The 19,136-nt window shown below is 70.4% G+C and carries 21 protein-coding genes; 11 read left to right on the top strand and 10 right to left on the bottom strand.

Annotated features, from left to right (window positions below; all coding sequences use genetic code 11):
- The 4 genes from JLI01S_RS10135 to JLI01S_RS10150 all read right to left on the bottom strand — a co-directional run.
- Positions 1 to 625 (bottom strand): glutathione S-transferase family protein (locus JLI01S_RS10135; RefSeq protein WP_500778498.1); only part of this gene is annotated, 625 nt, incomplete at its 3' end.
- Positions 626 to 651: 26 nt separating this feature from the next.
- Positions 652 to 1,179, bottom strand: coding sequence for an O-acetyl-ADP-ribose deacetylase (locus JLI01S_RS10140; protein ID WP_068264088.1), 528 nt, complete (start codon positions 1,177 to 1,179; stop codon positions 652 to 654).
- Between the two features lie 3 nt (positions 1,180 to 1,182).
- Positions 1,183 to 1,776, bottom strand: a complete 594-nt coding sequence (locus JLI01S_RS10145) for a hypothetical protein (RefSeq protein WP_068264090.1) — start codon at positions 1,774 to 1,776, stop codon at positions 1,183 to 1,185.
- Positions 1,777 to 1,790: 14 nt separating this feature from the next.
- Positions 1,791 to 3,155 (bottom strand): dipeptidase, encoded by a 1,365-nt coding sequence (locus tag JLI01S_RS10150; RefSeq protein ID WP_068264092.1) that lies wholly within the window; start codon positions 3,153 to 3,155, stop codon positions 1,791 to 1,793.
- 65 nt (positions 3,156 to 3,220) lie between these two features.
- On the opposite strand from JLI01S_RS10150, the gene JLI01S_RS10155 reads away from it, so the two are divergent.
- Positions 3,221 to 3,805, top strand: coding sequence for a DUF3043 domain-containing protein (locus tag JLI01S_RS10155; RefSeq protein ID WP_068264168.1), 585 nt, complete (start codon positions 3,221 to 3,223; stop codon positions 3,803 to 3,805).
- A gap of 72 nt (positions 3,806 to 3,877) precedes the next feature.
- Here JLI01S_RS10155 and JLI01S_RS10160 read toward each other — a convergent pair whose 3' ends face one another.
- The gene (locus JLI01S_RS10160; RefSeq protein ID WP_068264093.1) at positions 3,878 to 4,084 is read right to left on the bottom strand and encodes a hypothetical protein; all 207 of its coding nucleotides are present in this window, start codon (positions 4,082 to 4,084) and stop codon (positions 3,878 to 3,880) included.
- The gene (gene gcvT / locus JLI01S_RS10165; protein WP_068264094.1) at positions 4,081 to 5,190 is read right to left on the bottom strand and encodes a glycine cleavage system aminomethyltransferase GcvT; all 1,110 of its coding nucleotides are present in this window, start codon (positions 5,188 to 5,190) and stop codon (positions 4,081 to 4,083) included. The genes JLI01S_RS10160 and gcvT overlap by 4 nt, the downstream gene beginning before the upstream one ends.
- An 83-nt stretch (positions 5,191 to 5,273) precedes the next feature.
- On the opposite strand from gcvT, the gene JLI01S_RS10170 reads away from it, so the two are divergent.
- Positions 5,274 to 6,764 (top strand): leucyl aminopeptidase, encoded by a 1,491-nt coding sequence (locus JLI01S_RS10170; protein ID WP_068264095.1) that lies wholly within the window; start codon positions 5,274 to 5,276, stop codon positions 6,762 to 6,764.
- A 71-nt stretch (positions 6,765 to 6,835) separates the two neighbouring features.
- Here the strand turns inward: JLI01S_RS10170 and JLI01S_RS10175 are convergent, their stop codons facing one another.
- On the bottom strand, positions 6,836 to 7,327 hold the full coding sequence (locus JLI01S_RS10175; protein ID WP_068264096.1) for a hypothetical protein: 492 nt from the start codon (positions 7,325 to 7,327) through the stop codon (positions 6,836 to 6,838).
- Positions 7,324 to 7,521 (bottom strand): hypothetical protein, encoded by a 198-nt coding sequence (locus tag JLI01S_RS16965; RefSeq protein ID WP_157074907.1) that lies wholly within the window; start codon positions 7,519 to 7,521, stop codon positions 7,324 to 7,326. Before JLI01S_RS16965 ends, JLI01S_RS10175 begins: the two co-directional genes overlap by 4 nt.
- Positions 7,522 to 7,661: 140 nt before the next feature.
- Between JLI01S_RS16965 and lpdA the strand changes: the two genes are divergently transcribed.
- The 3 genes from lpdA (at position 7,662) to JLI01S_RS10190 (ending at position 11,972) form a co-directional block, all read left to right on the top strand.
- The gene (gene lpdA / locus JLI01S_RS10180) at positions 7,662 to 9,062 is read left to right on the top strand and encodes a dihydrolipoyl dehydrogenase (protein WP_068264098.1); all 1,401 of its coding nucleotides are present in this window, start codon (positions 7,662 to 7,664) and stop codon (positions 9,060 to 9,062) included.
- Positions 9,063 to 9,190: 128 nt separating this feature from the next.
- A complete protein-coding gene (gene sucB, locus JLI01S_RS10185) occupies positions 9,191 to 11,062 on the top strand; it encodes a 2-oxoglutarate dehydrogenase, E2 component, dihydrolipoamide succinyltransferase (protein WP_068264100.1) in 1,872 nt (623 codons plus the stop codon).
- 1 nt (position 11,063) lies between these two features.
- Positions 11,064 to 11,972: a TIGR01777 family oxidoreductase gene (locus tag JLI01S_RS10190; RefSeq protein WP_068264102.1), complete on the top strand. Its 909-nt coding sequence runs from the start codon at positions 11,064 to 11,066 to the stop codon at positions 11,970 to 11,972.
- Between the two features lie 7 nt (positions 11,973 to 11,979).
- Here the strand turns inward: JLI01S_RS10190 and JLI01S_RS10195 are convergent, their stop codons facing one another.
- Entirely contained in the window at positions 11,980 to 13,665 is a 1,686-nt protein-coding gene (locus tag JLI01S_RS10195; RefSeq protein ID WP_169797315.1) for a serine/threonine-protein kinase, read from the bottom strand.
- On the opposite strand from JLI01S_RS10195, the gene JLI01S_RS17140 reads away from it, so the two are divergent.
- From JLI01S_RS17140 to lipB, 3 genes are all read left to right on the top strand, one after another.
- A complete protein-coding gene (locus JLI01S_RS17140) occupies positions 13,664 to 13,858 on the top strand; it encodes a hypothetical protein (protein WP_169797316.1) in 195 nt (64 codons plus the stop codon). The two genes, JLI01S_RS10195 and JLI01S_RS17140, sit on opposite strands and share 2 nt — an antisense overlap.
- A 19-nt stretch (positions 13,859 to 13,877) precedes the next feature.
- The gene (locus JLI01S_RS10200) at positions 13,878 to 14,609 is read left to right on the top strand and encodes a Type 1 glutamine amidotransferase-like domain-containing protein (protein ID WP_068264106.1); all 732 of its coding nucleotides are present in this window, start codon (positions 13,878 to 13,880) and stop codon (positions 14,607 to 14,609) included.
- 112 nt (positions 14,610 to 14,721) lie between these two features.
- A complete protein-coding gene (gene lipB, locus JLI01S_RS10205; protein WP_068264108.1) occupies positions 14,722 to 15,390 on the top strand; it encodes a lipoyl(octanoyl) transferase LipB in 669 nt (222 codons plus the stop codon).
- A gap of 13 nt (positions 15,391 to 15,403) precedes the next feature.
- Here lipB and JLI01S_RS10210 read toward each other — a convergent pair whose 3' ends face one another.
- Positions 15,404 to 15,808, bottom strand: a complete 405-nt coding sequence (locus JLI01S_RS10210; protein WP_245634583.1) for a pyridoxamine 5'-phosphate oxidase family protein — start codon at positions 15,806 to 15,808, stop codon at positions 15,404 to 15,406.
- Positions 15,809 to 15,990: 182 nt separating this feature from the next.
- Here JLI01S_RS10210 and lipA point away from each other — a divergent pair, with 182 nt between their 5' ends.
- The 3 genes from lipA to JLI01S_RS10225 are packed head-to-tail and all read left to right on the top strand — an operon-like array spanning position 15,991 to position 19,123.
- Positions 15,991 to 17,046, top strand: coding sequence for a lipoyl synthase (lipA, locus tag JLI01S_RS10215; protein WP_068264112.1), 1,056 nt, complete (start codon positions 15,991 to 15,993; stop codon positions 17,044 to 17,046).
- A gap of 36 nt (positions 17,047 to 17,082) precedes the next feature.
- Positions 17,083 to 17,805 (top strand): DUF4191 domain-containing protein, encoded by a 723-nt coding sequence (locus JLI01S_RS10220; protein ID WP_068264114.1) that lies wholly within the window; start codon positions 17,083 to 17,085, stop codon positions 17,803 to 17,805.
- A 40-nt stretch (positions 17,806 to 17,845) separates the two neighbouring features.
- Positions 17,846 to 19,123 carry a M18 family aminopeptidase gene (locus tag JLI01S_RS10225; protein WP_068264170.1) on the top strand — a complete coding sequence of 426 codons (1,278 nt, stop codon included), beginning with the start codon at positions 17,846 to 17,848 and terminating at the stop codon, positions 19,121 to 19,123.
- Positions 19,124 to 19,136: the final 13 nt, after the last annotated feature.

Below are 19,136 nucleotides of genomic sequence, written 5' to 3' on the forward strand. Positions count from 1 at the left end.
GGCGGGTGGCGAGACGCTCCTCGAGCCAGTCCATCGCGGTCCACAGGCGGTTGTATGCCGCCTCGTAGGCGGCCTGGTCGCCGGAGAAGCCGCAACGGTAGACGCCGTTGTTGACCTCGGTGTAGACCCGCTTGTTGACCTCGGCCATCTCCTCGCGCAGGTGCTCAGGCCACAGGTCGGGTGCACCCTCGCGGTGGAACTCGCGCCACTGGGTGGAGAAGTCCTCGGTGATCTGGGGGAAGTCGTTGGTCACGACCTGCCCGCTCGGCACGTCGACCACCACGGGCACCGTGATGCCCTTGGGGTAGTCGGGGAAGCGCGCGAGGTAGGCGTCCTTGATGCGCGGGATCTGCAGGACCGGGTCGAGGTGCCCCTCGTCGAGGTCGAAGGTCCACGAGTCCGAGTCGTGCGTCGGGCCGGTGATCCCCATCGAGATGACGTCCTCGAGACCGAGGAGCCGTCGCACGATGATCGCGCGGTTGGCCCATGGGCACGCGCGCGAGACGACGAGGCGGTAGCGGCCCGGCTCGACCGGCCACTCACTGCTGCCGTCCGAGGTGATCCGGTCCTCGATGTACGCGGTGTCGCGGGTGAATTCCTTCTCAACGTATGTGCCCTGTGTCATGCCGCCCACTTTAGTTGAAGATTGAACTATTGTCCACCGACGTCTGCCTCGGCTGCGCACGCGATCTGCTCGCGCACCTGCTCGAAGGTCGCCTCGTCGAAGGCGACGATCCGCACCTGCTCGACCCGCGTCACCGCGCCCGCGATCGTCTCGACCGCGGCCGCGATCGCGTCGTCCTTGGGCCAGCCGTAGATCCCAGCGCTGATGAGCGGGAAGGCGACGCTGCGGGCGCCGACCTCGTCGGCGACCTCGAGCGAGCGCCGGTAGCAGGAGGTGAGCAAGGAGCGGTCGCGTTGTCCCGCAGCGTGGTTGGGCCCGACCGTGTGGATGACCCAGCGCGAAGGGAGGTCCCCTCCCGTCGTCCACCCGGCGTCCCCGGTGGCCAGTCCGTCGGGGAAACGCACGATGCAGTCCTCGAGGACCGCCGGCCCACCGACCCGGTGGATGGCCCCGTCCACTCCCCCGCCGCCGCGCATCGAGTTGTTGGCTGCGTTGACGATCGCGTCGACCTGCTGGGTCGTGATGTCTCCATGCACTGCGGTCAGCGTGACCATGGCTCAGACCGCGTCGCCCGTGGCCATGACGACTGCCACCTCGTCGACCTCGCGCTGCCAGACATCCTCGGGTACGGGCGGCAGGAGGTCGTCCCACTCGACGGCGAAGGAGCCGATGACCTGGGGCAGACGCGCCGGCCGCACCATCGCCAGGACGTGCAGGTGCGCGCTGCCGTCGCCCCACTTGCCCAGGTGCACCCGACCTGCGTTGGGCAGGGCGAGCATCGCGTTGTGCAGCCGCAGGGTCAGCCGGCCGAACTCCGCGGCCAGGTCCTCGCCCATGTCACCGAAGTCCATGTGCTCACGGGTCTGCAGCCACAGCGTCAGCAGTCCGCCCCGTCCCTCGCGGTCCGTCGAGAGGATCCACCGCTCGTTGCGCCAGACCACGCCCTCGTCGGGGTGCTCGCACCGCCAGCAGTCGACACCCCCTTCGCCATCGCGGACGCGGTCGTGGTCGGCGGGCGGATCGAGCTCCTTCGCCACGATCCGACCACCGTCGACAGCCCACGGGAAGGCCGACCACTCGACGAAACCCAGGTCAGGGGCATCCGTCCGGGACCGCGCCAGCTGGTGGATCTCCTCCGCACTCTGCGGCATCCCTCAAGCCCCTCTCAGGACCGCATCGCGCCGAGCCGGGCAAGGAGCAGCGCCTCGGCGACACAGACCTTCTCGAACTCGCCCAGGTGCAGCGACTCGTTGGCACCGTGCGCGCGGGTGTCGGGGTCCTCGACGCCGGTGACGAGGATGGCCGCGTCCGGGAACTTCTCAGCGAAGGCCTGGACGAAGGGGATGGATCCACCGATCCCGACATCGACCGGGTCATTGCCCCACGCGTCGGCGAAGGCTGCCCGTGCCTGGTCGTAGACCGGTCCCTGCGCGTCGGCAGCGAAGCCCCAGCCCTGCTCGTCGAGCTCGACCTCGACGCTCGCGCCCCACGGGGCGTACTCCTGCAGGTGCTTCTGCAGGGCCTCCCAGGCTTCCTGCGGGTCCTGCGTCGGGTTGAGCCGCAGGTTGATCTTGGCGCTCGCGGAGGCGTTGAGGACATTGCCGGCCTCGTCGACGCTCGGGGCATCGATGCCGATGACGATGGCGGCCGGCTTGGTCCACAGCCGCGAGGGGATCGAGCCGGTGCCGATGAGCTCAGTGCCCTCGAGCAGGCCGGACTCCTCGCGCAGCCGCGCCTCGTCGTAGTCGATCTCGGGGGCATCCGCGTGCAGCAGCCCCTCGATGGCGACATCACCCTGGTCGTCGTGGAGCGTGGCGAGCAGGCGGCACATGGTGGTGATCGCGTCGGGGCAGGCGCCACCGAACATGCCGGAGTGCACACCGTGGTCGAGCGTGCGCACGGTGACGACGGCGCGGATCGAGCCGCGCAGCGTCGTCGTGAGCGCGGGGGTGCCGATCGCCCAGTTGAGCGAGTCCGCGAGGACGATCGCGTCGGACGTCAGCCGGTCACCGTGGCGCTCGAGCAGCCGCGGCAGCGACTCGCTGGCGATCTCCTCCTCGCCCTCGACGAAGATCGTCACGCCGACCGGCAGGTTGCCGGAGTGGGCGCGCAGTGCGGCGACGTGCGCCATGACCCCGGCCTTGTCGTCAGCCGCGCCACGGCCGTAGAGGCGACCGTCGACCTCCGTCGGCTCGAAGGGGTCGGTGTCCCAGTCCTCGAGGTTGCCGGGCGGCTGCACGTCGTGGTGCGCGTAGAGCAGGACGGTGGGCGCACCCTCGGGCCCGTCGATGTGCCCGATGACGGCCGGCCGCCCCCCTTCCTCCACGATCTCCACGTCGAGGCCCTCCGCGCGCAACAGCTCGGCGGTGCGCTCGGCGGAGGCCTGCACGTGGGCCTGGTCGAAGGAGTCGAGACTGACGCTCGGGATCCGGGTGAGGTCCTCGAGGTCGGTGCGCACCTGCGGCATCAGCTCGCGCACGCGGGCGCGCAGGGTCTCGATCTGGTCTGCGGTGAGAGTGGTGTCGGTCACGGACCCGACGCTATCGCGACCGACCGGCGGCCAGCACCTCCGACGCTACGCCTAGAGTGCACCTCGTGTTCGGACGCAAGAAGGATGACTCAGCCGCTGCCCAGAACTCTGCCGTCACGGAGAGGACCCAGCGCGACGGCGCCAAGAACCGGCCCACGCCCAAGCGGCGCGACCAGGAGGCCGCGCGCAAGCGTCCCCTCGTGGCGGCCGACCGCAAGTCCGCGAAGTCCGCGGACCGCGCTGCCCGCCGCGAGAACGCGCAGAAGATGCGTCAGGCGATGGTGACGGGCGACGAGAAGCACCTGCCCGCCCGCGACAAGGGTCCGGTCCGCCGCTATGTCCGCGACACGGTCGACGCGCGCTTCAACCTCGGCGAGTGGCTGCTGCCGCTCATGCTCGCCGTGCTCGTGCTGAGCCTCTTCGCCGGCGCCTGGGCGACGTACGTCTTCCTCGGCGTCTACATCCTGATCATCATCGCGATCCTCGACGCCTACCTGCTGTGGCGCCGGACCAAGGTCAAGATCCTCGACCGCTTCGGCGCCGACACCGAGACCCGCGGGCTGGCGATGTACCTCGTCATGCGCGCCTTCCAGATCCGTCGCAGCCGGATGCCCAAGCCGATGGTCGACCGCGGCGCCACCCCCCGCTGACCCCCCGCACCGACCCGAAGGGGGCGCCTCCACCGATCGGTGGAGGCGCCCCCTTCGTGCGTCGTGAGGTGGTCAGCCCGCCGACAGCGACATCGGTCCGTAGACGACCTCGGACTCACGCAGCAGGCTCACCTGGGCGACGCCGGAGCCGGCCAGGTCCTCCCACGACTCCGCGAACCACGCCTCGGCCTCGGCCTGGGTCGGGAAGGACACCGAGTGCTCGCTGGGCAGCGGCGAGCCCGAGGAGTCCTCGAGCCGCCAGCGGTAGGTCTCACTCATGACTGACGCACCTGCACCTGGACGAAGGGGGGCTTGGTCACCGTCGCGGCGACCTCCCGGCCGCGCACGTCGATGACGACCTCGTCGCCCTCGGCGACGGACCGGTCGAGCAGTGCGAGGGCGATGCCCTGCTTGAGGGTGGGACTGAAGGTGCCGGAGGTGACCTCGCCGACCTCGGCTCCGTCGACCATGACCGCGCAGTGGCTGCGTGGGATGCCACGGCCGGTGACGAGCAGCCCCCGCAGCAGTCGCGAGGACTTGGCGACGCGCTGGGCGACGAGAGCGTCCTTGCCCCAGAAGGTCTCCTTGTCCCAGCCGACGGCCCATGCGGAGCGGGCCATGACCGGGGTGATGTCCGGCGACAGGTCGTTGCCGTGCAGCGGGTAGCCCATCTCGGTGCGCAGCGTGTCGCGGGCACCGAGGCCGCACGGCAGTCCGTCGAAGGGGGCCATCGCCTCGACGATCGCGTCCCACAGCTCCAGGCCGGCGGCGGCCGGGGCGACGAGCTCATAGCCGCGCTCCCCCGTGTACCCGGTGCGGCAGACGGTGAGGTCGTGGCCCTGCCACTGCGCCTCGTCGAAGGACATGTAGTCGTGGTCGACCGGCAGACCCAGCGCGGTGAGGACCTCGTCGCTCTTGGGGCCCTGGACCGCGAGCACGACGTAGTCCTCGTGGAGGTCGCTCACCTCGACGCCCTCGGGCGCGGCCTCCTGCAGCATCCTCACCACCGTCGCGGTGTTGGCGGCGTTGGGGATGAGGAAGACATCGTCCTCGCTGCGCAGGTAGGCGATGAGGTCGTCGACCACGCCACCGGACTCGTTGCAGCACAACGTGTACTGCGCCTGGCCCGTGCCGATCCGGCCGAGGTCGTTGGTCAGCGTGGCGTTGATCAGGTCGATGGCTCCGGGACCGGACACGCGCGCCTTGCCCAGGTGGCTCACGTCGAAGAGACCCACCCGCTCACGCACGGCGGTGTGCTCGGCGACCACACCACCGCCGGGGTACTCGATGGGCATCTCCCAGCCACCGAAATCGGCCATCTTGGCCTTGAGCGCGGCGTGGCGGTCGTGGATGGGCGAGGTGCGCAGGACGTCACTGTCGGTCATGCGCCAGACGCTACCGTCTCGCCATACGGGATAGCCTGCCGGAGGTACATCCACCACCTCCCCGACCGAAAGGCGCCACGCACGTGCCCTCTTTGATCCTCGGTTCCCGCTCCCTCGCCGCCTGGCCCGGCCGCACTCTCGTCATCGGGGTCACCGGCTCCGACCCGGCCACCGCCATCGCGAGCGAGGAGCTGCCCAAGCCCACCGCCAAGCACCTCGACCAGGTCCTGCCCGCCCTCGAGGTGAGTGCCAAGGTCGGTGCGACCACCACCCTTCCTGCCGTGCCGGGTGTGAAGGCGGACAAGGTCGTCCTCGTGGGTCTGGGTACCACGGACGAAGGGGGGACCGACGCCCTGCGTCGTGCCGCCGGTGCCGCAGTCCGCGCCGCGGGCAAGGGCTCGGTCGCGATCGCCCTGCCGCACGCAGACGCCACCGAGCTGGCCGCGATCGCCGAGGGCGCCGTGTCGGGTGACTACACCTTCACCGCGCACAAGTCCGCCCCGGCCACGGCCGAGGACCGCGAGGTCACGGTCTACTCCTCGCTCGACCGCAAGGACTCCCCCAAGGACGTCCTCGCCACCGCCGAGACGGTCGCGCGCAATGTCGCGTGGGCCCGCGACCTGGTCAACACCGCGCCCAACCTGCTCTTCCCGCAGTCCTTCACCGAGCAGGTGCAGCAGGTCGCCAAGGCTTCCTCCGGCAAGCTGACGGTCAAGGTGCTCGACGACAAGGCCCTGCTCGAGGGCGGTTTCGGCGGCATCGTCGGCGTCGGCCAGGGCAGCAGCCGCCCGCCGCGCATCGTCACCCTCTCCTACGCGCCGCGCAGCAAGAAGGTCCCGCACATCGCGCTCGTCGGCAAGGGCATCACCTTCGACACCGGCGGCGTGTGCATCAAGCCGTCCGCGGGCATGCTGACGATGAAGTCCGACATGGCCGGAGCCGCCGCGGTCGCCGCGACCGTCGTCGCCGCAGCCGAGCTCGGTCTGCCCGTCGCCGTCACCGGCTACCTCTGCCTCGCGGAAAACATGCCCGGCAGCAACGCCCAGCGCCCCGGTGACGTCGTCACCATGCGCAACGGCACGACCGTCGAGATCATCGACACCGACGCCGAGGGCCGGATGGTCCTCGCCGACGGCATGGCCCTGGCCGCAGAGTCCGGCCCGGACCAGATCCTCGACGTCGCCACCCTCACCGGTGCGTGCGTCGTCGCGCTCGGCCCGAAGATCTTCGGCGTCATGGGCAACGACGACGAGCTGCGCACCGCGATCACCGAGGCCTCCGATCGCGCCGACGAGCCGAGTTGGCCGCTGCCGCTCCCCGTCGATCTCCGGTCCGGCCTCGACTCCGCCGTCGCGGACCTCGCGCACAAGGGCGACCGCTGGGGCGGCGCGCTGACCGCGGGGCTCTTCCTGCAGGAGTTCGCCAAGGACGCCGCCGGTGAGCCCATCCCCTGGGCGCACCTGGACATCGCTGGTCCCTCCTTCAACGAGGGCAGCCCCTGGGGTCACGTGCCCAAGGGCGGCACCGGCGTCGCCGTCGGCACCATGCTGGAGCACATCGCCTCGCTGGGCTGATCACCCGTCGACCAGTTGCCAAGACCCCCTGCCCGTCGCGACGGGCAGGGGGTCTTGGCGTGTGTGGAGGGTCAGCGGGTCGGGTAGGGCCCCGTGTCCGCCCGGTTGTTGGATTCGTCCCGGTCCCCGGTGGACAGGACCTGCGACCACGCGCCGTCATAGACGGACCGACGGGTCTGCGTGGTCACGTCGACGTCGACGTCGATGACCAGGCTCTGACCGGCAGGGATGACGACGTTGATCCGCCAGGTGAACACGTCGTCTCCCGGTGCCACCGGGTCCTGGCTGATCTGGTCGGCGACGTCCACGCCGTCGAGCAGGGCGGTGACGATCGTCGCGCCTTCGAAGGCCGTGGTCCAGTCCGTCCCGTCGTTGACGGTCGGACCACCGATCGTCAGCATGGTGCCCTTGGGGAGGTCGCCGGGCGCGTTCGCCGTGACGGTGAGCGTGTCCTGGACGTTGATCGGCAGCGGGTCACCGTCCGCGGTGGTGAGGAGGTGCTCCCGCCAGGTCACAGTCAGGGCTGCGTCCTGGGTGTCGACGTAGCGCACCTCGGTCGTCACGCTGTTGTTCTGTAGGTCGTGATCCCGTCGCCGAAGGGCTGAGCCTCAAGCGCCAGATCGATCGTCGCCGTGCTGGCCGCAAGCGTCGGCGCTGCGGCAGCGACCGTGACGGCGGGCACCGCCCACGCGGCCGTCTTCGCCACCGTCCTGCGCGAGGGGCCGTCGGACGTGTGTGCAGCAAGGTGTGAAGTCATGGATCTCCCCTGAATTGTCGGCAATTGGCAAGCACTTTAGCGATGTCCCGCGTGAGCGCTGTCGTCGCACCGGCGCGCCTGCCCCTACGCTGGGGCCGGTCCGTGACCCCGGACACATCACCCGCGCAAAGGAGCATCCCGTGGCAGACCCCGCGAACTCGACCTCGTCCCCCTTCGACCTCGTCATCCTCGGAGCCGGCAGCGGCGGGTACGCCTGTGCGCTGCGGGCCTCCCAGCTCGGACTGAAGGTCGCGCTCGTCGAGGAGGACAAGATCGGCGGGACCTGCCTGCACCGCGGGTGCATCCCCACCAAGGCGCTGCTGCACGCGGCCGAGCTTGCCGACGGCGCGCGGGTGGGCGCGTCCCACGGGATCCTCACGACCTTCGAGGGGATCGACACCGTCGCGCTGCACGCGCGCAAGGACAAGGTCGTCTCGCAGCTGTACAAGGGACTGACCGGGCTCATCGGACAGGCAGGCATCGAGGTCGTCACCGGCCGTGGCCGGCTCGTCGACGCGAGCACCGTCGAGGTCGAGGGCGAAGGGGGAACCACTCGCCTGAGCGCGAAGACCGTGGTCCTGGCGACCGGTTCCTACGCCCGCACCATCCCGGGCGTCGAGCTCGGACCTCGCGTCATGACGAGTGACCAGGCGATGGACCTCACCGAGATCCCCCAGCGCGTCGCCGTGCTCGGTGGCGGCGTCATCGGCGTAGAGTTCGCCTCGATGCTGCGCAGCTTCGGCGCCGAGGTGACGATCGTCGAGGCGCTCGACCGGATCGTCGCGGCCGAGGAGCCGTCGATCTCCAAGCACCTCACCCGCGAGTTCAAGAAGCGCAAGATCACCACGCTCACCTCCACCCGGGTCGCGTCCGTCGAGGCCGACGACCAGCGTGCCGTCGTCCACCTGGAGAGCGGCGACCCGCTCGAGGTCGACCTCGTGCTCGTCGCCGTCGGTCGTGGCCCTCGCAGCGAAGGCCTCGGCCTCGAGGAGGCCGGCATCAGCGTCGACCGGGGCTTCGTCCCGACCGACGAGCGCCTGCGCACCAATGTCGAGGGCGTACGCGCCGTCGGGGACCTGGTGCCCGGGCTGCAGCTGGCCCACCGCGGCTTCGCCCACGGCATCTTCGTCGCCGAGGACATCGCTGGTCTGGACCCGAAGCCGATCGACGACGTCATCATCCCCAAGGTGACCTACTGCGACCCCGAGATCGCCTCCGTCGGACTCACGAGCGAGGCGGCGAAGGGAGCCGGCAAGGACGTCGAGACCGTCGTCTATCCCTTGGGCGGCAACGGCCGCAGCATCATCCGGGGCACCACCGGATCGGTGACCCTCATCCGGGAGAAGGACGGTCCCGTCGTCGGCGTGCACATGGTCGGGCTCGGCGTCAGCGAGCTGATCAGTGAGGCGCAGCTGGCCATCGGGTGGGAGGCCCACCCCGAGGACATCGCGCCCCTGGTGCACGCGCACCCGAGTCAGGGTGAGGCCTTTGGTGAGGCAGCGATGCTCGCGGCCGGACGGCCGTTGCACGCACACGCCTGACGACCACACCGTGGGGTCGCACCTGATGCCGATAAGTGTCCGACGCGGACGTGGGCCCCATGGACATGACCACACCGACTCGTGAGAGTCTGTGACGTAAACCATCTTGATAGAAGGAGCAGAGGCGCATGTCTGAGCGGGTGACAATGCCGGCCCTGGGCGAGTCGGTGACCGAGGGCACCGTGACGCGATGGCTGAAGAATGTGGGCGACACGGTCGAGGTCGACGAGCCGCTGCTCGAGGTCTCGACCGACAAGGTCGACACCGAGATCCCTTCGCCTGTCGCGGGCACGATCCAGGAGATCCTCGTCGAGGAGGACGAGACCGTCGAGGTCGGAGCCGACCTCGCCGTGATCGGTGACGGCGACGCCCCGGCGTCCTCGGACTCCGGTGACGACGAGGAGTCCGCTCCTGCCGAGGACGCTGCTCCTGCCGCTGAGGAGGAGGCCCCCGCTGACGAGGCTCCGGCAGAGGAGCCCGAGGCTGAGGAGGCTCCCGCCGAGGAGCCCAAGGCCGAGGAGGCACCCGCTGCCGAGGCCAAGCCGGCCTCCGGTGACGGCGAGGGCACCAAGGTCGCCATGCCGGCTCTGGGCGAGTCCGTCACCGAGGGCACCGTCTCCCGCTGGCTCAAGGCCGAGGGCGACACCGTCGAGGTCGACGAGCCCCTCCTGGAGGTCTCCACCGACAAGGTCGACACCGAGATCCCCTCCCCCGTCGCGGGGACGCTGACCAAGATCCTCGTCCAGGAGGACGAGACCGTCGAGGTCGGCGCCGACCTGGCGATCGTCGGTGGATCCGGTGGCGGCGAGTCCTCCTCCGAGGACGCCGAGGAGTCCCCTGCCCCGCAGGCCGACGAGTCGGAGCCCAAGACCGCGGGCAATGACGCCGAGGAGGCTGCTGCGCAGGAGCCCGAGGCCGCTCAGGAAGAGCCGGCGGACGAGGCCCCCAAGCAGGAGGCCCCCAAGGCCGAGGCACCGAAGCAGGAGGCCCCCAAGGCCGAGGCGCCCAAGCAGGAAGCACCCAAGGCTGAGGCTCCCGCTGCCTCTGGTGGCGACGCCGCCGCCTACGTGACTCCGCTCGTGCGCAAGCTGGCCTCCGACAACGGCATCGACCTCGCGCAGATCACGGGCACCGGCATCGGTGGCCGCATCCGCAAGCAGGACGTCCTCGAGGCAGCCAAGGCCAAGAACCAGCCGCAGGAGTCCGCCCCGGCGGCCGCGCCTGCTGCTGCTCCGGCTGCCGCTGCTGCGCCGTCGGCTGTCCCCGCAGGATTCGAGTCCAATGTCCCGAAGTCCAAGCGTGGCACCCGGGAGAAGATGTCGCGCCTGCGCAAGGTCATCGCCGAGCGCATGGTCGAGTCACTGCAGGTCAGCGCCCAGCTGACCACGGTCGTCGAGGTCGACATGACCAAGGTGTCTCGCGTGCGCGACGCGGCCAAGGCCGAGTTCGTCAGCCGCGAGGGGACCAAGCTGTCCTTCCTCCCCTTCATCGCCCTGGCCACGGCCGAGGCGCTCAAGGAGCACCCGGGCGTCAACGCCAGCGTCGAGGGTGAGGAGATCGTCTACCACGGTCAGGAAAACCTCTCCATCGCCGTGGACACGGAGAAGGGCCTCTTCACCCCGGTCGTCAAGAACGCCGGTGACCTCAACGTCGCCGGTCTCGCCCGCGCCATCGCGGACGTCGCCGACCGCACCCGCAACAACAAGATCACGCCGGACGACCTGTCCGGTGGGACCTTCACCATCACCAACACCGGCAGCCGGGGTGCGCTCTTCGACACCCCGATCCTCAACCAGCCGCAGGTCGCGATGCTCGGGACCGGTGCCATCGTGCGCCGCCCCGTGGTCATCACGACCGACGACGGTGGGGAGACGCTGGCGATCCGGTCGATGATGTACCTGGCCCTCAGCTACGACCACCGTGTGGTGGACGGCGCGGACGCGGCCCGGTTCCTCGGCACGATCAAGGCTCGCCTCGAAGAAGGCCGCTTCGAGGCCTGACATGACCGCCCGCCGACAGCGCGTCGCCATCACCGGAGCTTCCGGGCTGATTGGCGGCGCGCTGTCGTCTTCCCTGCGCGCAGGGGGTCACTACGTCGTCCACCTCGTGCGGCGTGAGCCCGCGGCCGGCCATGAGCGGCAGTGGGACCCGAGCGGCGAGGCGCTGCGCCCGGAGGTCCTGGCGGACGTCGACACCGTGGTGCACCTCGCTGGCGCCGGGGTCGGTGACCAGCGCTGGACGCCCGAGTACAAGGCACTCATCCATTCCTCGCGGGTCGAGGGGACCGGCCTGGTGGCACGCTCGATCGCCGATGGCGCGGGACCGACCCGGCTCGTCACCGCCTCCGCGATCGGCATCTACGGGGACCGCGGCGACGAGGTGCTCACCGAGTCCTCCGCGGAGGCCGTCACCTTCTTGGCCAATGTCGTGCGCGACTGGGAGGCCGCGACCACCCCGGCCAAGGAAGCGGGTGTGCCCGTCGCCCATGCCCGCACGGGGATCGTGCTGTCGACGAAGGGCGGTGCCCTCACCCCGATGCTGCGGCTGGGGCGGCTCGGCCTCGGCGGGCCCCTCGGCTCGGGGCGTCAGTGGATGTCGTGGATCACGCTGCACGACGCGGTCGCCGCCTACACCCGGCTCATCGAGGACTCCTCCATCACCGGGCCGGTCAACTTCACCGCTCCTCACCCGGTACGTCAGCGCGATCTGGCCCGCGGGCTCGGCCGGGTGCTGCACCGTCCCGCCGTCCTCCCCGCGCCACGGGCAGCCATGCGACTCGTGCTCGGCGAGTTCGCCGACGAGGTGCTCGCCTCGAGCAGGGTGCTCCCCCAACGCTTGCAGGACACCGGCTTTGAGCACGCCCACCCCCGCCTCGACGACGCCCTCGCGCACCTCATCATCCGGTCCTGAGCCACCGTCACGAGGGAGGAGCCGTGACATCGCGGACGCGCCACGCGCCGTCGTGCCACGCCAGGACGAGGTCGACCTCCAGCCCACGGCGTGCCGGTCGAGAGCTGCGCCCGCCGTCCTCGTCGACGACGTCATAGGCGCTCTCGTCGACCACTGCCCGCAGCACTGCCGTGGACCCGTGGGTGCGCTCCAGCCGCGCTGATCGCACGGTCATCGTGAACCCTGCGAACCGCTCGCCGCTCTCGCTCAACTCATCGACCAGCTCACGGTCGCGCGCCGCTGCGGGCGATCCGGGGACGTCGAGACGGGTGAGCGCGTCACGGTCGAGATGGACGACCACCTGCTGACGAAGGGAGGTCAGCTCCTGCGCGAGGAGCTGCGGGGACTGGCGTGGCGCGGACCGGTCCCGCACCGCGTGCCCCACTCCCGCGGCTGCTGGCGCCGTCGTGGTCTGACCCACCGTGACCAGGACGTCTTCGTCTGCATCGCCCCCGCCCGCGCTGGCGATCTGCCGCCACGGCACCAGCACCGTCAGCAGGAGCGCGAGCGCGACGGTGACGAGCACACCGACCCTGAGGCGGTCGCCCACCGGCGCCACGGCCGAGCGAGCGATCGCCCGAGGCACGCTCTCCGGCGCCGGGTCCGGGTCGATGTCGCGGCTGAGGTCGATCGGCTCGTCACGGCCGCGTCGCAGGGACGGCGTGTGGCGGGATGCGGCGTGACGACCCCCCTTCGTCCTGGAGGGAGACACCTCCTGCCGGACCCTCTCACGACGACGCCACCACCGCCGTCGCCTGCCGGCGTCGTCCGGCACGGTGCGGGCCAGCTCCTCCTGCCACGCGGGCACGGTGACGACGTCCTCGCTGGCCGCCTCACGGATCCGACGGGTCAGACTGCTCGCGACGTCCCCCGGGGCGGTCATGCGCAGCGGCTGTGCGCTCACCGCGTCGAACACCGCGCGCGCCACCTCGTCGGCCTCTGGCCGGTCATCCGGGTCCGGAGAGAGGCAGGCCTCCACGACATCGGTCAGTGCCTCCTCATCAGGCACCAGATCACGCAGGTCAGGACGCTCGGCGATGTGCCCGGGAGGCGCACCGACGAGGCACAGCCACGCGAGCGCACCGAGGGCGTGCACGTCACTCGCACGGGTCGGATCGTTGCCCTCGAGCACCTCGGGCGCGATGTGCCCCTCCGTCCCGTAGACGTCCCCGGGCGCCTCGCCGGTCAGCCGCGAGTACCCGAGGTCAGCGAGCACCGGCCGCCCGGTCGAGTCGAGCAGGACATTGCCCGGGCTGAGGTCGCCGTGGACGACCCCGAGGTCGTGCAGTCCGGCCACCGCCTGCGCGATGGGCGCGATCACCGTGACGCTCTCCCCCGGCGCGAGGTGCCCCCGCTCCGCGACGACCCGCTCCAGGCTGCCGCCCGCGAGGTACTCGAGGACCAGTGCCAGACAGGGTCCCTCGTCGGTGTCGACCTCGAGCGACTCGTGCAATGTGACGACGTGCTCGTCAGCGGCGGCCTGGAGCATCGCGAACTCGCGCAATGCCTCGTCATCGGCTTGCGCGGCGACCAGCTTGACCGCGACCAGCTCGTCGTCTGACTCACGCCGGGCCCGCCACACCGTCGCTGTCGACCCGGTGCCGAGCAGGCGGGTCAACCGGTATCCGGGTACTGACGGAGGGATCTCGTCCATGGGTCCACGATGCCGGATCGCAGCGTGTGGGCCGTCGAGTTTTCCACAGCGCTCCGGACCGGCACCGGGAGGGACCTTCACCGAGCGCATCGACGGTCACCCGATCCCCCTTCCTCCCCAGCAGCAGACCCTGCTCAACGGCCGACCGATCGACCAACCGAAGAAGCCGTGGTGGCGCCGCCTCTTCGGCTGACGCTGGCTAGCCTGCGGACATGACCACTGACCGACCCACGATCCTCGCCACCTCCGGTGGTTACGTTCGACCAGAGCGGGGCGACCTCGCCTTGGCCGGCCTCGTACACCACGCGGTGGACCTCTCGGGCACGACCTCGCGGCCGACGATCTGCCAGCTGGGTACGGCGAGCGGTGACCCGCGGCCCTTCAACGCCGCCTTCTCCGAGGCCGGCGCGGTCGCGGGTTACGAGATCACTCACCTCAACCTCTTCCCGATGCCGAACGTCGAGGACATCGAGGCGCACCTGCTGGCGCAGGACGTCGTGTGGGTCAACGGCGGGTCCGTCGCCAACCTGCTCGCGGTGTGGCGGGTGCACGGACTCGACGTAATCTTCCGCCGTGTGTGGGAGGCGGGCGTCGTCCTCGCGGGCGTGAGTGCGGGCTCGATCTGCTGGTACCGCGGCGGGACGACAGACTCCTTCGGCCCGGACCTGCAGGCCGTGGACAACGGTCTGGCACTGCTCCCCTACGACAACGGCGTGCACTACGACAGCGAGGCCCGTCGCCGACCGACCGTGCACCGTCTGGTCGCGGACGGCACGCTCGGCGAGGCGCACTGCACCGACGACGGGGTCGGCCTGGTCTATCGCGGCACCGAGCTCGTCGAGGCAGTCACCGAGGTCGACGGCAAGGGCGCGTACATCGTGGCGAAGGGAGCGGAGGGCCGGGTCGTCGAGACCCCCCTCGAGGCCCGCCGGCTCCCCCGCTGACGCCACCTCTGACATCACCTCCCTCGCCCGATTGGAGGTAAACGCGCTGACGAGTCACCGGCGCGTATACCTCCACCGAGGAAGGGGGCGTCCCCGGCGTAGGCTGCCGGACATGCGTTTTGAGGAGCTCGGCTTCGCCCCCGACACCGTCGACTACCTGACCGCCTGGGAGCACCAGAAGCAGGTGCACGCTGCCGTCGTCGCCGGCGACCTCGAGGACACGACGCTCCTGCTGGAGCACACCGCGGTCTACACGGCGGGCAAGCGCACCGAGCCGCACGAGCGGCCCTTCGACGGCACCCCGGTCATCGACGTCGACCGCGGGGGCAAGATCACCTGGCACGGGCCGGGCCAGCTCGTCGGCTATCCCATCGCCCACCTGCCGGGCCGGCGCGATGTCATCGCCCACGTGCGCCGCCTCGAGGAGATGATGATCCGCGTCGCCGCCGACGTGGGCGTCACCGTGACCCGGGTCCCCGGCCGCTCAGGCATCTGGGTGCCCGGCACCGACGGTGAGCGCGACCGCAAGCTCGGTCAGATCGGCATCCGCGTCTCCCGCGATGTCGCGATGCACGGCTTCAGCCTCAACGTGAACTGCGACCTGTCCTGGACGCAGACGATCGTGCCGTGCGGCATCCCCGACGCGGACGTCTCGACGCTGGCGCTGGAGACCGGGCGCGACATCACCGTGGCCGACATCCTCCCTTCGGCCAAGGCCCACCTGCTCGAGGTCATGACGGAGGACGTGCCGCTCACCAAGGGTGCTGCGGCCACCGCCTGATCACGACGCTCGGTCAGCGCACCGGGATGGCGTGCTCCCACGGCTTGTCCAGGTCGAAGCGCCGCCCGGTGATCTCCTCCGGGATGATCTCGACGAAGACCTCCTTGTCGGTCGGGATCCACGACCGCAGCCGCGAGGCCTCGGCGCGCTCGCGATCGTCCCTCTTCTCCAGCACCCGCGCGTCCCCGCGCACGATCACCGACCACGCCTCGTCCTGGGCGTACCCGTCGATCTCGAAGGCCACGTCGGACTGCATGACGACCCCCAGCAGCTTGTTGCCCTGGGAGGTGCGAAACAGCAGGACCTCACGGTCGGTCGCGTAGTTGAGCGGCACGATGTGCACCTCCCCCGTCAGGTGGAAGGCCAGGCGCCCGAACTCATTGCTGCGCAAGAGCTCCCAGCACTCGTCCCGGCTCATCTGATGGACTGGTGATTGCGACATCCCGACCTCCCGTAGTGCGTCACGGGCAGCGCTGCCCGTCCCTCGATCGTAGTGACGAAGGGGGTGCCCGTCGCCCCCCTTCGTCCCCTGCGGGGAGCGGCGTAGGCTTGAGTGACTCCGGACACCACCGGATCACCGAGAGTTGCCAGGAGAGTTGCGTGACCGTCGCACCCGAAGGACGTCGCATGTTGCGTGTCGAGGCACGCAATGCCGAGACCCCGATCGAGCGGAAGCCGGAGTGGATCCGGACCACGGCAAAGATGGGCCCCGAGTACAACCAGATGCGCGGCCGCGTCAGTGGCGCCGGCCTGCACACGGTGTGCCAGGAGGCGGGCTGCCCCAACATCTTCGAGTGCTGGGAGGACCGCGAGGCCACCTTCCTCATCGGTGGTGACGTGTGCACCCGTCGCTGCGACTTCTGCGACATCGCGACCGGTCGCCCGACCTTCCTCGACATGGACGAGCCGCGCCGCGTGGCCGAGTCCGTCCTCGAGATGGGTCTGCGCTACTCCACCGTCACCGGCGTCGCCCGCGACGACCAGCCCGACGGTGCTGCCGGCCTCTACGCCGAGACGATCCGCCAGATCCACGCGATGAACCCCAACACCGGCGTCGAGATCCTCCCGCCCGACTTCGGCGCCAAGCCCGAGCTCGTCGGTCAGGTCTTCGACGCGCGCCCCGAGGTCTTCGCCCACAACCTCGAGACGGTCCCGCGGATCTTCCGCAAGATCCGCCCCGCCTTCACCTACGAGAAGTCGCTCAAGGTCCTGTCGATGGCCCGCGAGGCCGAGCTCGTGACCAAGTCCAACCTCATCCTCGGGATGGGCGAGGAGGACCACGAGATCGAGGAGGCCATCCGCGACCTCCACGAGGCCGGCTGCGACATCCTCACGATCACCCAGTACCTGCGTCCCTCCAAGCTGCACCACCCGATCGACCGGTGGGTCAAGCCGGAGGAGTTCGTCCACTGGAGCGACCTCGCCGAGGACATCGGCTTCAAGGGCGTCATGTCCGGTCCGCTCGTCCGCTCCAGCTACCGCGCCGGTCGCCTGTACGCGACCGCCATGCGCAAGTGGGGTCGCCCGATCCCCGAGCACCTCTCGCATCTCGAGGCCGCCATCGACGAGCCCGCCCGCCAGGAGGCCTCCTCCCTGGTGGCCAAGGCCCACGCCCAGGCGCTGCTCGACCAGCCGGCCACCGGCACCGACGGCTGACCGACCCCGACGCAGAAGGAACTAGACTCTCCCCTCATGGCCAGCAAGAGCGACAAGCCCGTCAAGCCCAAGCGCGAAAACCCGTTCAAGCGGATCGCCAGCGTCTACAAGACGATCAAGGCGATCGACCCACAGGTGACCCTGTGGATGCTGCTCGGCTTCGTCGTGGTGCTCGGGGTCGGCACGCTGATCGGTCTGCTCATGGGCCACGTCATCGCCTCGCTGCTCATCTCGATCCCCTTCGCCGCGCTCGCCGCGATGATCGTGCTCTCCCGCCGTGGTGAGCGGGCTGCCTTCAAGCAGATGGAGGGCCAGCGCGGCGCCTCCATCGGCGGCCTGTCGGCGCTGCGTCGCGGCTGGTACTACGACCAGGAGCCGGTGGCCGCCGACGCGACCAAGCCGAGCGAGATCAACACCGCAGCCGTCGTCTTCCGCGCCCTGGGTCGCCCCGGCGTCGTGCTGCTCGGCGAGGGTCCCAAGCACCGCGTCGACAAGCTCTTCGCCAAGGAGTCCAAGAAGGTCAAGCGCGTCGCCCCCGGCGTCCCGGTCCACACCTACATCGTCGGCTCCGGCGAGGGCGAGCTGGCTCCGCGCAAGATCCGGATGACGCTGACCAAGCTCAAGCCTGAGCTGTCCAAGGAGGAGATGTCGGTCGTCAACAAGCGGCTGAAGTCCCTTCCGGGTCTGCGCCAGGGCGTCCCTGCCGGCGTCGACCCGAGCCGTGCTCGCGCCAGCCGCGCCGCCCAGCGCGGCCGCTGAGGCACCAGCCCCCACCCACGCCTCGTCGAGGAGAGCCGTCCTGCCTGCTGCACCGATCGCCCACGCCGAGGACCTCGCCGCCTTCGTCGACGCCTCCCCCTCGAGCTACCACGCAGCGACGGAGGTTGCTCGCCGCCTGCAGGACGCGGGCTTCACCGCACTCGACGAGACGCAGACCTGGCCGCAGGAGCCGGGCCACTACCTCGTCGTGCGTGACGGCGCCCTCATCGCGTGGGTCGTCCCGAGCGCGGCGACGACGACCACGCCCGTGCGGGTCTTCGGCGCCCACACCGACTCCCCCGGGTTCAAGCTCAAGCCGCAGCCGACGACCGGGCGCCTCGGCTGGCTGCAGGCTGGCGTCGAGGTCTACGGCGGCCCGCTGCTGAACTCCTGGCTCGATCGTGAGCTGCGTCTGGCCGGCCGGCTGGTCCTCGACGACGGCACCGAGGTGCTCGCCGACTCCGGTCCGCTGCTGCGGCTGCCGCAGCTGGCGATCCACCTCGACCGTGAGGCCAACGAGCGCTTCGCCCTCGACAAGCAGGCGCACACCCAGCCGGTGTGGGGGCTCGGTGCCCCCGAGTCGGCCGACCTGCTGGCCGAGCTCGCTGGCTCTGCCTCCGTCGACGCCGCACGCATCCGCGGCTACGACCTCGTCACCGCCGACGCCGCCCGGGGCGCCGTCTTCGGTCGCGACGACGCCTTCTTCGCCGCGGGTCGTCTCGACGACCTCGCGTCCGTGCATGCCGGGACCGTCGCCATGACGGCCATCGGCAGCGACCTCGAGGCCGACCACATCCCGGTGCTCGCCGTCTTCGACCACGAGGAGATCGGGTCGGCGACCCGCTCGGGTGCAGCAGGCCCCTTCCTCGAGGACGTGCTCGAACGCATCGGACTGGCCCTCGGCGCCGACCGGGGCGAGCGGATGCGCGCGCTGGCGTCCTCGTGGTGCGTCTCGAGCGATGTCGGCCACTCCGTGCACCCCAACTACGCGGGCAAGCACGACCCCCGGGTGCGACCGGTGCTCGGCTCGGGACCGATCCTGAAGATCAACGCCAACCAGCGCTACGCCACCGATGGGGTCGGGGCCGCCGCGTGGCACGGCTGGTGCGAGGCAGCGGGCGTGACGAGCCAGGAGTTCGTCTCCAACAACACGGTGCCGTGCGGCTCCACCATCGGGCCGATCACCGCGACCCGGCTGGGCATCCGCACCGTCGACGTCGGCATCCCGATCCTGTCGATGCACTCGGCTCGCGAGCTGGCCGGCACGAGCGACCTGTACGACCTGACCCGCGTGGCGGAGAGCTTCTTCCGCGGCTGAGCCCCACCCCATC

Origin of the sequence: Janibacter limosus NBRC 16128, assembly GCF_001570985.1 — a bacterium.
GTDB classification, from domain to species: Bacteria; Actinomycetota; Actinomycetes; order Actinomycetales; family Dermatophilaceae; genus Janibacter; species Janibacter limosus.